The following is a 15,424-nucleotide window of genomic DNA, read 5'->3' on the forward strand; positions in this document are numbered from 1 at the left end:
CATGCCTATTGAGGATATCCTACGTAAAATAGAGGAAGATGCAGAGATAAGAAAAAAATCTATTATTGAGGAAGCGCATCTTGAGGCGGAACGTAGAGTAGAGAATGCTGAAAGGGAAGTCAGGAAGAGAATGCAATTGCTCCGTGAGGAGGCAAAATCAAAGATCGAGCTTGAAAGCCAGCGCTATCTTGCTGAAGCCCGTTTGCAAGGCAAAACCTTGCTTAGTGAAGCTAAATATAGATTATTGGAAGAATTAAGGAAGGCTTTGAAAAAGGCCTTTTTTGAGAAAATCGAAGAAGTATACTCTCAATGGTGCAAGAAGCTTTTACTTGAGAATGTTCAGGAAGGCGATGAGATTTTCATGGCACCCGAAGAAGCTAATCGGCTTGGTCGTGACTTTGTTGAAGCATTGAGCACTGAAAAATCTTTGAAGCTGAGTTTTGGTGGCACAACGGAAAAGGTGGAAAGAGGTTTTCTAATTCGACGTGGTGGTTGTTTTGTAAATTTAAGTTTTGAGAGTATTATCGAGGATTTTTTGCGTCGCAATGAACAATTGGTTGCTCAATTGCTGGCTCAAGGTGTTGCTCAATGAAGACCTTTCTGCAAGTGCATCCTGAAAGAAGTAGCAAGTATGGATATTTGATAGGTAGAGTTCGGGTTCTTGAAAGGAGCCTTTTGAACTACAGAGTGCTGGATTCTATGCTTAAGGCAGAATCTTTGGAACAAGCAATCAGAGCAGTTCAGGAAGTACCTTATCTTGGGGAAAAATTCCAGGCATTGAGCTATAAATTGGAGGATCTCAATCAAGCACTTAATGAGCATCATCTTTGGGTAGTGAACGAAATAGCATCTCACAAGCTTGGTAAAGACCTGGCACAGTTTTTCGTGATGCAATTCAATTTTCTGGGTTTGAAGTTGCAGCTCAAGGCTTTTTTGGCCAGAAAAAACCTGGAAAAACCTCCAATAGGTACACTCCAATGGTCAAGGATTCTGCGTTTTATGAGTGGTGAAAGCGGAGAGTTTGTTCCAGAACCTTACCGTTTAGCCATTCAGGAAGCGATGGCTGCCTATGAAGAGCATTCTAACATCCAGGCTGTCGAGCTGGTTATGGATAGATTTTACCTGGCTGAATTGTTGAAGCTGTACAGCGAATCCAGCAGTCGGGCTATTCGTAACTGGTATCTGGCTTACGTGGTGTTGAGCCTTCTGCAGGCTGCCTTACGGTTGCGCCTCCAACAGAGAAAGCTTGATTTGGCGATGAAAATTTTTCTGGAGAACCCATTTTTGAAAAGTTCTGATTTCACGATACTGATAACTGGTTCTGCTGAAAAAGTTCTGGAAGTTTTTGCTTCTTTGGGTTTAGCTTTTCTCCTACCTGAAGAGGGTTCATACCGCGAGGATCCCGCGTTTTTAGCAGACATAGAAAGGAACATAGATAACTATCTTTTGCAACATTTAAAGCCATACCGTATTGTTGCTACTGGGCCTGAACCCATTCTCGGGTTTCTCTTTGCTAAAGCTCTGGATATCAAAAATTTACGTATTGTTTTACAAGGGAAGTACTTTGGACTGCCCGAGAATGTATTACGTCAAAAGATTCGGGAGTGCTACTATGAGTAAGGTAAAGCTTGCTTTTGTGGGTGGAGAAGAAAATACCCTCTGTTTTCGAGGCATGGGTTTTGATGTTTTTGCAGTGAAGGAAGATGCAGAGTTGCGAGAGATGCTTCAAGAGATACGAAGTGCTAATTACGCTGTTATTTTTACTGAGTGGCGTTTTTATCCAGTTTTGAAAGCTTTTTTTGAAGATTTGCGTTCTGAAGCCTTGCCAGTAATTTGCCCCATTCCTACTAAAAAGGCGGAGATTGGAAAAGGCGGGGATACTATTAGAAAACTGGTAGAACTTGCTATTGGAAGCAATATTCTGCTTCAGGGAGAGGAATGATGATGGAGTTGAAAAATCAAAAAGCGGGACGTGTATTTAGTGTTAATGGGCCAGTGGTGATTGCTGAAGACCTTCATGGAGCTAAAATGTACGACATGGTCAAAGTTGGCGAAAAGGGCCTTTTTGGAGAAATTATCGGAGTTGAAGGGAATAGGGTAACCATTCAGGTCTATGAGGAAACTGCAGGTATCCGGCCTGGAGAGCCGGTGGTGAGCACTTATGAGCCACTAAGTGTTGAACTTGGTCCGGGACTCGTGGGGTGTATCTTTGATGGAACACAACGCCCTCTGGAGCTGATACGAGAAAGCTCTGGAGACTTTATTGCTCGAGGTGTAGAACTTCCTGCTCTCAGACGGGATAGAAAGTGGGAATTTAAACCGCTGGTTAAAGAGGGTAGCGAAGTGCAACCTGGAGATATTCTTGGGGAAGTACAGGAAACTACGACCATTAAGCATCGTATTATGGTTCCTCCTGGCATCGAAGGGAGAGTTGTAGAAATAAAAGAAGGGGCGTTTACCGTTGAAGAAGTTATTGCAGTTGTTGAGGATAAAGACGGCAAAAGTCGAGAAATTAAGATGCTGCAGAGGTGGCCAGTTAGGACTCCTCGCCCTTACCGCAAAAAGTTGCCACTTGATGAGCCTCTGTTGACTGGCCAGCGGGTTATAGATACTTTCTTTCCCATCGCGAAGGGAGGAGTAGCCTGCATTCCGGGGCCCTTCGGTAGTGGTAAGACGGTGGTGCAGCATCAGCTTGCCAAGTGGTCTAACGCTGACCTGGTCGTTTTTATAGGTTGCGGCGAACGGGGTAACGAAATGACAGACGTTCTGATGGAGTTTCCCGAACTCATTGACCCCTACACCGGCGAACCCCTTATGAAAAGAACAGTTTTAATAGCTAATACTTCTAACATGCCGGTTGCAGCGCGAGAGGCTTCAGTGTATACAGGGATAACCATTGCTGAATACTATCGGGATATGGGGTATAGCGTTGCTCTGATGGCTGACTCCACGTCACGTTGGGCTGAAGCAATGCGTGAGATTTCCGGCCGCCTCGAGGAAATGCCTGGTGAAGAAGGTTTCCCGGCCTATTTAGGTACAAGAATCGCCAGCTTTTATGAGCGGGCAGGTAAAGTTCAATGTTTGGGTAGCGAGGGCCGTTCTGGCTCTTTAAGCGTTATTGGTGCCGTTTCTCCTCCGGGAGGAGACCTTTCTGAGCCGGTTACCCAAAATACTTTGCGAGTGGTGCAGGTCTTCTGGGGACTTGAAGACCGTCTGGCGTATCGTCGTCATTTCCCGGCCATTAACTGGTTGATTAGTTATTCTCTTTATTTGCAGCACCTTGAAGAGTACTGGAAAAGAGAAGTAGCTGCTGACTTTTCGAGCAAGCGGGCGGAAGCCATGCGGATTTTGCAGCAGGAAGCCGAGCTGGAAGAAATCGTGCGTCTGGTTGGTGTGGAATCGCTGTCCTCGCGGGAAAGATTTATTCTTGAAATAGCACGCTCCATTCGCGAGGACTTTCTCCAGCAAAATGCTTTTCAGGAAATCGATACCTATACTTCGTTGAAGAAGCAGTACCTCATGTTGAGTACCATTTTAGTTTATTATCAAGAAGGGATGCAGGCAATTGAGCAGGGACTGCCATTGAAAGAACTGCTGGCTATCCCAGCTCGTGAGAGAATTGGAAGAATGAAATATGTTCCTGAAGAGGAGCTGGAAAAAATAGAACAACTTGCCGAGGAAATCCGGAATCAAATTCGAGAAAAACTGCGGGGCGAGGTTGAAAGCAATGTATAAAGAGTTTACCACTGTTTCCGAAATTCATGGGCCTTTGCTGGTGGTTGAGGAAGTTCAGGATGCTCGTTACATGGAAATTGTGGAGATAGAGCTTCAAGATGGTTCCCTCAAGAGAGGTCAGGTTTTAATGACCAGTGCGGGTAGAGCGCTGGTGCAGGTTTTTGAGGGAACGGAGGGCATTGGGGTTGGCCAAACCAGGGTACGTTTCCTGGGGAGGATTATGGAGTTACCAGTTTCCGGGGATATTTTGGGTAGAATATTCAGCGGTTCTGGTGTTCCTATAGATGGTGGTCCTCCGATAGTTCCCGATGCCCGGATGGACATTAATGGTAATCCCATCAATCCAGTAGCGCGCGATTATCCCATCGATTTTATCCAGACTGGTATTTCTGCCATTGATGGTCTTAATACCCTGGTCAGGGGCCAGAAACTACCAATATTTTCTGGGTCAGGGCTACCTCATGCTCGTCTTGCGGCACAGATAGCTCGACAGGCAAAAGTGCTGGGAGAAGAAGAAAAGTTTGCCGTGGTATTTGGAGCTTTGGGTATCACCTTTGAGGAGGCGAATTATTTCATATCTGAGCTGAGAAACACGGGTGCCATAGAACGCTCGGTGCTTTTTGTAAACCTGGCTAACGACCCCGCTATAGAAAGGATAATCACCCCCCGAATGGCTTTGACTGCTGCCGAGTTTCTGGCCTTTGAAATGGACATGCAGGTTTTGGTTGTGCTTACTGACATGACTAACTATTGTGAAGCATTGCGCGAAGTTTCGGCAGCACGAAGAGAGGTACCTGGCCGTAGAGGCTATCCAGGCTATCTTTACACCGACCTTGCTACCATGTATGAACGGGCTGGAAGAATAAGGGGTAAAAAGGGTTCTATTACCCAAATTCCGATTTTGACCATGCCCGAAGATGATAAAACGCATCCTATACCTGACCTTACTGGATACATTACCGAAGGGCAAATCATTCTTAGCAGGCAACTTCACCGTAGGGGTATTTATCCGCCCATTGATGTTTTACCCTCTCTTTCTCGCTTGCGAGACAAAGGCATCGGTGTTGGTAAGACCCGGGAAGACCATGCGGATGTGGCCAACCAGTTGTTTGCTGCCTATGCCAGAGGTAGAGAGGCTGCGGAATTGGCAGCGATTCTTGGAGAAAGCTCGCTTACCGACTTGGACCGTTTGTATATGAAATTTGCGGATGCTTTTGAGGACCGTTTTGTTCGACAGGGGGAATACGAGAACAGAAGCATAGAACAGACTCTTGAGATTGGATGGGATCTCCTGCGGATGCTTCCAAGGGAGGAATTGAAGCGTATCAGAGATGCCTATCTTGACAAGTTTTATGGAAAGAAAGTTTCTGAGAGCGAAGGTGCATAATCGATGCGCTTGAATGTAAATCCGAACCGCATGGAATTGATGAAGTTGAGAAATAGACTTTCCATGGCGCGCAGGGGCCATAAGCTGTTGAAAGATAAACTGGAAGCCTTGATTCAGGATTTTGTGAAAATAGTTAGGGAAAACAGCACCCTCCGCCAACAGATTGAAGCAGAGATTGTGAAAGCTTTCGAGGCACAAAACAAAGCTGCTTTGATGCTTCGTTCTGAGGATAAGGAGCTCATCACTGTTTTTCCCCAGCAGAGACTGGAGCTGGAGATGGAAGTGCGCTTTATAACTGGAGTGAGAGTTCCGCATTTTGAGGTGCGTGTGGAGGGCGACCCCTACACTTACAGCGTGATTCACACTCCAGCCGAGGTTGATGAAGCCTTTGGTTCCTTCTTCAAGGTTCTGCCTTTGATGATTCGCCTTGCGGAAGCTGAAAAGGCTATTGAGCTCCTGGCTGTTGAAATAGAGAAAACCCGGAGGCGAGTTAACGCTCTGGAATATGTGTTAATTCCCAATTTGGAGGAAACGATTAAGTATATAACTCTCAAGCTTGATGAGCTGGCTCGCTCCTCCCTGACCAGTATTATGAGGATAAAAGGGTCGTTGCGTTAGTTGCGCATAGCGATACTTGCTGATATTCATGGAAATTTTGATGCGCTGCTGGCCATAGCCAGGTTTTTTGAAGATGTTGATGCGGTATATGTTCTAGGAGATGTTATTGGCTATGGCCCACAACCTGCTGAGTGTTTAAATTGGCTTGTGGAAAGAAAAGCAAAAATACTGATGGGCAACCACGAAGCCGCCTGCACGGGTGTTCTTTCTCTTGAGTGGTTTAACCCTGTTGCGTATGAAGCACTCCTCTGGACCAGAAAAGTTCTGCCCACTAAGGCTTTGGAATTGATACAATCCTTCCCACTTCGTGAAGTTCTGACAGAAGCAGTCCTGGGGGTTCATGGCACACTCAGTGACCCGCTTGAAGAATACCTCACCGATTATCGGCAGGCATTGAGAGATTTCAAACGTTTCTCGTTCAAGGTCTGCTTTTTTGCTCACACCCACGTTGCCGAAGGTTATATTTGGAGTGGAGAGCAAGGAGTAGTTCGTAAGTTTTCCATGAAGGAAGGAGGGGTAATCGTTCTGGAAAAAGACAAGAGGTACTTTGTGAATTGTGGTAGCGTGGGACAACCACGTGATGGCAATCCCAGAGCCTGCTTTGCAGTACTTGATACTCAAGAAGGGAAAATTTACGTAAGGCGAGTGGATTATCCTGTCGAGGAAACCGCTTCAAAAATTCTGGAGGCTGGGCTTCCTGCTGTTCTTGCTATGCGTCTTTTTCAGGGAAGATAAATATTTGGTATTTTTTAGTTCCAAAAAATTTTTAAAAATTTGTTGACACTCATTGACAAATCTTCTATAATAAGCCCTTGCTTGTTCTGGTGCTGTGAAAAATGGGGAGTGTTGGGATTTTCTTCTTTAAAAGATTCCGTTAAGTTCTTATTTTAATCTTGCATGGCGTATACCCGATTTAAGCCTAATCCCTCAAAGGTGGTGTAATGGGTGAGCACAAAATATATCGATAGGCAAAGCTTTGCCAAGCTTCCCTCTTCTTTTCCTTTGCCTGACTTTGTAGAGATTCAGAAGGAATCTTTTCGGTGGTTTTTGCAAAAAGACGTGCCCCCAGAGCAAAGGAAAAAGCAGGGTTTACACGAGGTCTTTATGGAAATTTTTCCAGTCCAGGACTTCACAGGTAATCTGGTTCTTGAATACCTGGGTTACCGTGTGGAGGAGCCCCCTTATTCAGTAAGGGAGTGTAAGGAACGAGGTAGGACTTATGCTTCTCCTTTGTATGTGAGAATTCGCCTTATTGACCGTAGGACTGGCGAAATCAAAGAGCAAGACGTATACATGGGAGACCTTCCCATCATGACAGAACGGGGAACTTTTGTTGTTAACGGGGCTGAAAGAGTTGTGGTAACTCAGTTGATACGTTCCCCGGGCATGTTTTTCTCTAAGGAGATAACCCAAACTGGCAAGGTAGAATATGGTTTTAAAATTATCCCTAACCGTGGTGCTTGGTTAGAGTTTGGTGTTGACCCTGGAGACATAATTTTTGTCAGGGTTGATAAACGCCGAAAGATAAACGCTGTTACCTTGGTGCGGGCACTTGGCTTTAGTGATGACGAAGAAATTCTCGCTCTTTTTGACTATCATCCTTTTATTCGCAGAACTCTGGAGAGGGATAGCACCGAAAATACCAAAGAAGCAGTTGTAGATATTTTCAGGAGATTGCGGCCCAGTGAGCCACCTACTGAGGAAAATACGCGCAACTTTATAAAATATCTGTTTTTTGATCCTCGTCACTATGATTTGGGAGAAGTAGGAAGATACAAAATCAATAATAAGCTGAAACTTGAAGAACGACTGGTTGGAGTTGAAGAGTTAGCAGTGGCGGAAGATGTAATTCTGGACCTTGAGGAACACAAGGTTATTCGGGATTTTAATCTCATTGCTGACGCTTATGATAAGGAGCGTTTTCAAGTCGTAGCTCGGGTGGGTGACCGTGTAGATCGGGAGCTCGCCCAGAAGCTGGAGAAGCTTAACCTTGAATACCCCATTGAGTATGTAAAAATTTTCAACGAAGAAGGTTTGCCAGTTAAAGTCTATATAGAGCGGGATTTTACTGAAGAAACGCTTTCTGAAGAGCTTGAAGGCAGAATACTTAGCAAAGACGTCATTGATATGGAAACGGGGGAAGTCTTCTTAAAAGCCGGAGAGGAACTCACCATAGAAAGCATTCATTATCTTATGCGAGCTGGAGTGGAAAAGGTTGTAGTGAAGAAAGGTAGGACACTTACTCCTCAGGACGTAGTAGGTGGCTTAAGATATCTGCTTAACCTTATAGACGGCATAGGATACGACGATGACATTGACCATCTGGGCAACCGGCGAGCCCGTCCAGTGGGAGAGCTTTTACAAAACCAGTTCCGCACTGGCTTGTTGAGGGTTGAAAAGGTTATTCGGGAGAGAATGACTATACAGACTGATTCTGAATCAATCACTCCTCAAAGCCTTATCAACATTCGCCCTGTGGTTGCTGCCATCCGGGAATTCTTTGGTAGTAACCCCTTATCCCAGTTTATGGACCAGGTAAACCCACTTTCCGAGCTAACTCATAAAAGGAGATTGAGCGCGCTTGGACCGGGTGGATTACAGCGAGACCGTGCGGGCTTTGAAGTTAGAGACGTGCATTATACTCACTATGGCAGAATGTGTCCCATTGAAACTCCTGAAGGACCCAACATTGGGTTGATTTCTTCTCTTTGTGTTTATGCTAAGGTCAACGAATTCGGTTTTCTGGAAACTCCTTATCGACGTGTGGTCAATGGTAAGGTTACTGATGAAGTGGTATATCTTTCTGCCGACGAGGAAGACAGGTATCATATTGCGCCTTGTGATGTGGAAGTCGATGCTGAGGGTCGTATTGTTGGGGAAAAAGCTGTGGTTCGCTTTCGGGGTAAAATTGTAGAAGTTCCTCGTGAGAAGGTTGAGTTTATGGATGTTTCGCCGCAGCAGATTATTAGTGCTTCAGCCTCCTTGATTCCTTTTCTGGAACACAACGATGCAAACCGAGCCTTAATGGGCACTAACATGCAGCGTCAGGCAGTTCCTCTTCTCAGAACTCAGCCTCCTTATGTTGGTACTGGTATGGAGTACAAAGTTGCCCAGGATTCAGGTGCTACAGTTGTGGCTCGCAACAGCGGCATAGTTAGAAAAGTGGATGCTTCAAAGATAGAAATAGAAACAGATTCAGGTTTGATGGACGTTTACTGGTTGGATAAATTTCAACGTTCCAATCAAAGCACCTGCATTAATCACAAGCCTTTGGTTCGAGTTGGTGACCGGGTGGAGGTAGGTCAGATAATTGCTGATGGTCCATGTACTTCAATGGGTGAAATTTCCCTGGGCAGAAATGTTTTGGTGGCTTTTATGCCCTGGGAAGGAGAAAACTTTGAAGACGCGATATTGATTAGTGAACGCTTGGTTAAGGAAGACATTTTTACTTCTATTCACATTGAAGAGTATGAAGTGGAAGCACGTGACACCAAACTGGGTCCTGAGGAAATCACCAGGGATATACCTAACTTGGGAGAAGAAGCGTTAAAAGATCTTGATGAAGAGGGAATTATCCGCATTGGAGCTAATGTCAAGCCGGGCGATATTCTGGTTGGTAAAGTTACGCCCAAAGGAGAGACAGAACTAACTCCCGAAGAGCGTTTGTTGCGAGCTATTTTTGGCGAGAAAGCACGTGAAGTTCGCGACACTTCTTTGAGGGTTCCGCATGGAGAATATGGCAAGGTGATAGATGTTAAGGTGTTCTCTCGGGAAGCGGGAGACGAGCTGGCTCCTGGGGTCAATAAACTGGTTAAGGTTTATGTTGCTCAAAAGCGAAAAATCACTGTGGGAGATAAAATGGCTGGAAGACACGGCAACAAAGGGGTCATTGCTCGCATTCTTCCTGAAGAGGACATGCCCTTCTTACCTGACGGGACGCCGGTGGATATAGTGTTAAATCCGCTTGGTGTGCCTTCGCGAATGAATATTGGTCAAATTCTGGAGACCCATCTGGGCTGGATTGCCAATCGGGAGAGAAAGTTTGTTGCCAGTCCTCCTTTTGATGGGGCCAAGGAGTGGGAAATTCTGGAAGCCCTGAATCAAAGCAAGGCTGTGACCAATACACCTCAGGAGCATTTGTTTGATACCAGAATTTCTCCCGATCTGGAAATCCTTCCTTATGCTAAAATTACCCTTTTTGATGGCAGAACTGGAGAACCCTTTGATAACGAAGTTACCGTTGGATATATATATATGATGAAACTTGCTCATTTAGTGGAAACCAAAATTCATGCTCGTTCTACGGGTCCTTATTCGCTGGTTACCCAGCAACCGCTGGGTGGGAAAGCGCAGTTTGGAGGACAGCGCTTTGGAGAAATGGAGGTGTGGGCTCTTGAGGGTTATGGAGCTGCTTATACCCTTCAAGAGATGCTTACCGTTAAGTCTGACGATATCATGGGAAGAGTCAAAGCCTACGAGGCTATTGTGAAGGGGCAGAACGTGCTCAAGCCTTCGGTGCCTGAATCATTTAAGGTTTTGGTCAAAGAACTGCAAAGTCTGGCTCTGGACGTGCGAGTTTATGATTCCAAAAAAAGAGAAATCTCTCTTGAAGAAATAGAAAATTCTGATGAGGATGCCCCTGCTCTGGGGGCAAATCTAAAATCTAAGTAAAAAGTGAACAAAGGAGGAAACTTTCTTGATAGACGTTAATGACCTGGGTGCGGTGAAAATTGCTCTGGCTTCTCCAGAGCAAATCCGTAAGTGGTCTCATGGAGAGGTTAAAAAACCGGAAACCATAAACTATCGAACTCTTAAGCCAGAAAAAGATGGTCTTTTCTGTGAAAAAATTTTTGGACCCACCAAGGACTGGGAATGCTATTGCGGTAAATACAAAAGAATTCGCAACAAAGGTGTAGTCTGTGATCGCTGTGGTGTTGAAATTACTCGTTCAGTGGTGCGCAGGGAACGCCTGGGGCACATTGAACTGGCGGCTCCGGTTTCACACATCTGGTATTTTAAGAGTATTCCCAGTAAAATGGCTTTGCTTCTGGGTATTTTGCCCAAAAACCTGGAAAAGGTACTTTACTTTGCCTCAGGCAGAAAGACGGAGGATTGCTATAAAGTTATCAATCCCGGTTCTACCGACTTGAAAGAGGAGCAGATTATTCGCAAGACCGAGTACGACATTTACCGCAAGTACGATTTTGATTTTGTTGCTGAGCCTGCTTACAGAATCACCGAGGTTCACGAATTGCCATTTTCAGTAGGCGACCGCCTCAACCTTAAAGAGTACACTCGTTACCGTTCCAAGTATAAGAATAGTTTTTCGGTAGAGGAGATAGATGAAGAGCATTTTGAAGTAGTTGACGTAAGAGCTTTTCCTTACCAAAGAGATGAAGTCCTTTCTGAATCCGAAGTGCAAAAGCTCAGGGAAACCTTTGGTAATCTTTTTGAAGAGACACCCCTTACTGATACAGTTGAGGAACCCTGTTATATCATCATTGACCCAGGTAAAACGGGTCTCAAAAAGGCTCAAATGATTTTGGAAACTGAAGCTAAGTTGCTTTCGAAATATGACCCTGATTTTAAAGCTGGAGTGGGAGCTGAAGCAGTCCGAGAAATTTTGAAGAGCATAGATGTTCATCAATTGGCGAGAGAACTGCGCAAGGAACTTAAAGAAGCTTCAGGGCAGAAAGCCAAGAAAATCATTAAGAGACTGGAAGTTGTTGAGGCTTTCTGTAAGTCGGGTAACAAGCCAGAATGGATGATTCTCGAAGTTATACCCGTTCTACCTCCAGATCTCCGGCCCATGGTACAGCTTGATGGTGGTCGCTTTGCCACTTCGGACCTCAATGACCTTTATCGTCGGGTGATTAACCGCAATAATCGCTTAAAGCGATTACTGCAGTTGGGGGCTCCAGAGATCATTATCAAAAACGAAAAGAGAATGCTCCAGGAAGCAGTTGACGCTCTTTTTGATAATGGACGCCGAGGGAGAGCGGTTCTGGGCACAGGGAATCGACCGCTTAAATCCTTAAGCGATATGCTTAGGGGTAAAAAAGGTCGTTTTCGCCAAAACCTTCTGGGTAAGCGTGTGGACTATTCCGGACGCTCAGTAATTGTTTCTGGACCGCGTTTGCGATTTGACCAGTGCGGTCTTCCCAAGAAGATGGCCCTGGAACTTTTCAAGCCCTTTGTGATGAAAAAACTGGTGGACAAGGGTTATGCTCATAATATAAAGAGTGCCAAGCGCATGGTTGACAAAGCCAGGGATGAAGTTTGGGAAGCTCTGGAAGAGGTTATCGCAGAACACCCGGTACTGCTTAACCGTGCTCCTACTTTGCATCGTTTGAGTATTCAGGCCTTCCAGCCAGTCCTGGTGGAGGGCAATGCTATTCAATTGCATCCTTTGGTTTGTCCTCCCTTTAATGCAGACTTTGACGGAGACCAGATGGCGGTCCATGTACCTCTTTCTCTTGAGGCTCAGGCTGAGGCCCAGATAATTATGCTTTCTTCGCATAATATCCTTTCACCTGCTAACGGTAATCCGGTAGCGGTACCTGGGCAGGATATGGTTCTGGGTTGTTACTACATGACTTTGTTGAGTTCAAAGAACTATGAGAAGAAAAAAGCGTTTTTAACCATTGACGATGCCTTACTTGCTTATGATTTTGGGAAAGTGGACCTTCATGAACCCATCAGGATTAAAGAAGTCACCCAGAAGCATCCGGAGGTAGAGTTTACCACTGTAGGTAGAGTCATTTTTAATCAGTTATTACCCGAAGGGATGCCTTACTATAATGAACCAGTAACCAAAAAGAAGCTTTTAGAGATAATTAGTCTTTGTTACCGGAAATTTGGCAATCAGGTTACGGTAGAAATGTTAGACCGCATTAAGGAAACCGGCTTTCACTATGCCACTCGTTCTGGTTCAACTATTGGAGTGCTGGACCTTGAAGTACCTTCTCAGAAAGCCGAGATTATCGAAGAGGCAACGAGAAAAGTAGCAGAAATCAACGAACACTATAGTGAGGGTTTAATTACTTCAGAAGAAAGAGAGCAGAAGGTTATTGATGTTTGGACTGAAGCTTCAAACAAGATTGCCGATGCCATACTTCGCAATCTGGATGATTTCAACCCTGTTAACATGATGGCTACCTCAGGAGCCAGAGGCAGCATCCGCCAGGTTAGTCAGCTTGCGGGAATGCGAGGTCTCATGGCAGATCCCTCTGGTAGAATTATTGACTATCCCATCAAGGCTAACTTCCGGGAAGGCTTGAGTGTTCTCGAGTACTTTATTTCCACCCATGGCGCAAGGAAAGGACTTGCTGATACTGCCTTGAGAACTGCAAAATCTGGTTACTTAACCCGTCGCTTGGTCGATGTAGCTCAAGATGTTATCGTCAGAGAGTACGACTGTGGTGTGGATGATGGTATCCTGGTCACAGATCTGTTGGATGAAAATAAAAACGTGGTTGAGTCTTTTGAAGAGCGCGTTCTGGGAAGAACAGCATTGCGAGATATTCAAGACCCTGAGAACGGAGAGATCATTGTCAGAGCTGGTGAAGAAATCAATGAAGATGCCATTGCCAGAATGAAAGAGAAGGGCATCAGAGAAGCTTGGGTACGTTCGGTTCTTACCTGTAAAACTCGCTATGGCGTTTGCGCTAAGTGTTATGGCCGTAATTTGGCTACCGGTAAGCTGGTGGACCTGGGTGAAGCGGTGGGTATTGTTGCGGCACAGTCGATTGGAGAACCAGGTACTCAGCTCACTATGCGTACCTTCCACACTGGTGGTGTGCGAATAGCTGGAGAAGATATTACACAGGGTTTGCCAAGAGTGGAACAGCTTTTTGAAGTTCGTAAACCCAAAAAGGCGGCAGTACTCTCTGATGTGGATGGAGTGGTTGAAAAGATCGAGATCGTAGGCAACAGAAAGAAAATATACGTGAAACCCCTTGAAGACGAAGAAGACCAAACGATTAGGACTTACCTGGTACCTCACGATGTAAGAGTATGTGTGACTGAGGGTGATGAAGTAAAGGCTGGGGATCGACTCACTTTTGGACCCATTAATCCCCGAGATATTCTCAGGATAAAAGGTATTCGTGAGGTACAGAGGTATCTGGTAGAGGAAATCCAGTCAGTTTACCTTTCCCAAGGAGTCAATATTAACGATAAACATATTGAGGTCATAGTACGTCAGATAGCTCGCCTTAACAAGGTCAAGGTTGAGGACGCAGGTGATACTGAGCTCCTTTCTGGAGAATTGGTGCATATTGAGGATTTTGAGAGAGAGAATAACCGAATTCGAGAGGAGAACCGTTTGCTTCTTGAAGAAGCGGAACGGCTTTTTGAAGACTTAACTTTGCACGAGGATGTTTTCGATTTTTCCGATCAGCTTGTGGTGAAAAAAGATCAAGAACTTAACGGAGATGCTCTTGAAAAAATACTTTCTGTGGAATGCAAACCCTTTTCGGTCGAGACGAAAGATGGGACTCTGGCAAAGGTCATCAGAGGCTATCGCAGCCTTAGAGCAGAGTTAAGAGGTAAAGTTTGCTTTGAAGAGCTTAAAGACCGAGAGGGAAAAACCGTTGTCAAGGCTGGTGAAGAGATTAACGAAGCAATAATTGATAAAATCGCTGAAATGGGGCCTGTTTTTCTGAAAATAAGGGAAAAGGAAATATGGAAACGTTTGCGTGGCGCAATTCTTGCTGAAGATGTTAAAGATCCCCAGTCTGGAGAGGTGCTTATCCCTGCTGATACCAAATTGGAAGATCACCATCTCGATTTGTTGCAGGATCATGAAATTGAAAAAGTAGTGGTGTGGAAGAACGTTCGCTTTTTCCCAATTAAGGATAATCTGATTCGGATTGTCAGAGACGAAATCCTTGGTCAGGAAGTGGCTCAAGATATAGTCAGCCCCAGAACTGGAGAATTAATTGTTCAGGCTGGACAAACCATAAGTCGTAGCATTGCGCGTAGATTGGTAGCTGAGGGCGTGAAGGAAATACCTCTAGTTGATGGTAAGTTCTTCTCCATCGAAGGAAGACTCAGCGAATTGCTTGAAAAAGAAGTGGCTGGGAAAGTAGCAGCTCAGGATATTATCATGGGTAGCAACGGTGAAGTTCTGGTTAAAGCAGGGCAGGTTATAGACAGGGAAACGGCGCTCCGTATTGCTGAAGATAACGTGGAAGTGATTTTCCTTCGAGAAGTGGAAGGGGAGAAGGAAACCCGGGCGCTTATTCAGGAGTTTATATATCTTCCCTCTTTAAAACAAGTTGCTACTGGAGGTCCTGTGGTTCTGGGCATAACGAAAGCTTCGTTAGCCGTGGAAAGTTTCCTGTCAGCAGCTTCTTTCCAGCAAACTACTCATGTTCTGGCTGATTCTGCCATAAAAGGAAAAGTAGACGAGTTGGTGGGCCTGAAAGAAAATGTAATCATCGGCAAAATCATTCCAGCGGGTACTGGTTTTGAGAAGTACCGAAAGTTGAGACTCTCCACAGAAGATGTTTCCAAAGAGCAGTCGGTTTTGCCAGAGAGTGAAGAGTTGATTGACTGGAAAGAACTTATGGGAGCAGAAGAAAGAGCGATGGAAGAGATGGATGAAGAAGATTCTCTGGAAGAAGGAATTTTCGATGCTGATGAGGAAGAAGATGCTGAATAATATTGACAGGCTGAATA

9 protein-coding genes are annotated in these 15,424 nt (G+C 45.1%); all 9 read left to right on the top strand.

Annotation, left to right across the window (positions count from 1 at the left end):
* The first annotated feature begins 1 nt into the window (after position 1).
* Positions 2 to 592 (top strand): V-type ATP synthase subunit E, encoded by a 591-nt coding sequence (locus tag QBE54_RS02820; RefSeq protein ID WP_369018848.1) that lies wholly within the window; start codon positions 2 to 4, stop codon positions 590 to 592.
* The gene (locus QBE54_RS02825; protein WP_369018849.1) at positions 589 to 1,620 is read left to right on the top strand and encodes a V-type ATPase subunit; all 1,032 of its coding nucleotides are present in this window, start codon (positions 589 to 591) and stop codon (positions 1,618 to 1,620) included. Before QBE54_RS02820 ends, QBE54_RS02825 begins: the two co-directional genes overlap by 4 nt.
* Positions 1,613 to 1,942 carry a V-type ATP synthase subunit F gene (locus QBE54_RS02830; protein WP_369018850.1) on the top strand — a complete coding sequence of 110 codons (330 nt, stop codon included), beginning with the start codon at positions 1,613 to 1,615 and terminating at the stop codon, positions 1,940 to 1,942. Before QBE54_RS02825 ends, QBE54_RS02830 begins: the two co-directional genes overlap by 8 nt.
* A complete protein-coding gene (locus tag QBE54_RS02835; protein ID WP_369018851.1) occupies positions 1,942 to 3,735 on the top strand; it encodes a V-type ATP synthase subunit A in 1,794 nt (597 codons plus the stop codon). The genes QBE54_RS02830 and QBE54_RS02835 overlap by 1 nt, the downstream gene beginning before the upstream one ends.
* Positions 3,728 to 5,122, top strand: coding sequence for a V-type ATP synthase subunit B (locus tag QBE54_RS02840; RefSeq protein WP_369018852.1), 1,395 nt, complete (start codon positions 3,728 to 3,730; stop codon positions 5,120 to 5,122). The genes QBE54_RS02835 and QBE54_RS02840 overlap by 8 nt, the downstream gene beginning before the upstream one ends.
* 3 nt (positions 5,123 to 5,125) lie before the next feature.
* Positions 5,126 to 5,740 (top strand): V-type ATP synthase subunit D, encoded by a 615-nt coding sequence (locus QBE54_RS02845; RefSeq protein WP_369018853.1) that lies wholly within the window; start codon positions 5,126 to 5,128, stop codon positions 5,738 to 5,740.
* Entirely contained in the window at positions 5,741 to 6,475 is a 735-nt protein-coding gene (locus tag QBE54_RS02850; RefSeq protein WP_369018854.1) for a metallophosphoesterase, read from the top strand. It begins immediately after the preceding gene.
* A 210-nt stretch (positions 6,476 to 6,685) separates the two neighbouring features.
* Positions 6,686 to 10,411 (top strand): DNA-directed RNA polymerase subunit beta, encoded by a 3,726-nt coding sequence (rpoB, locus tag QBE54_RS02855; RefSeq protein ID WP_369018855.1) that lies wholly within the window; start codon positions 6,686 to 6,688, stop codon positions 10,409 to 10,411.
* Positions 10,412 to 10,436: 25 nt separating this feature from the next.
* Positions 10,437 to 15,407, top strand: a complete 4,971-nt coding sequence (rpoC, locus tag QBE54_RS02860; RefSeq protein WP_369018856.1) for a DNA-directed RNA polymerase subunit beta' — start codon at positions 10,437 to 10,439, stop codon at positions 15,405 to 15,407.
* Positions 15,408 to 15,424 lie beyond the last annotated feature (17 nt).

This window comes from Thermatribacter velox, assembly GCF_038396615.1.
Classification (GTDB): Bacteria; Atribacterota; Atribacteria; order Atribacterales; family Thermatribacteraceae; genus Thermatribacter; species Thermatribacter velox.

What these genes read in the sequence shown, in the direction of transcription:
- QBE54_RS02820 (WP_369018848.1), top strand. Translation starts at nt 2, where the DNA reads ATGCCTATTGAGGATATCCTACGTAAAATAGAGGAAGATGCAGAGATA.
- QBE54_RS02825 (WP_369018849.1), top strand. Translation starts at nt 589, where the DNA reads ATGAAGACCTTTCTGCAAGTGCATCCTGAAAGAAGTAGCAAGTATGGA.
- QBE54_RS02830 (WP_369018850.1), top strand. Translation starts at nt 1,613, where the DNA reads ATGAGTAAGGTAAAGCTTGCTTTTGTGGGTGGAGAAGAAAATACCCTC.
- QBE54_RS02835 (WP_369018851.1), top strand. Translation starts at nt 1,942, where the DNA reads ATGATGGAGTTGAAAAATCAAAAAGCGGGACGTGTATTTAGTGTTAAT.
- QBE54_RS02840 (WP_369018852.1), top strand. Translation starts at nt 3,728, where the DNA reads ATGTATAAAGAGTTTACCACTGTTTCCGAAATTCATGGGCCTTTGCTG.
- QBE54_RS02845 (WP_369018853.1), top strand. Translation starts at nt 5,126, where the DNA reads ATGCGCTTGAATGTAAATCCGAACCGCATGGAATTGATGAAGTTGAGA.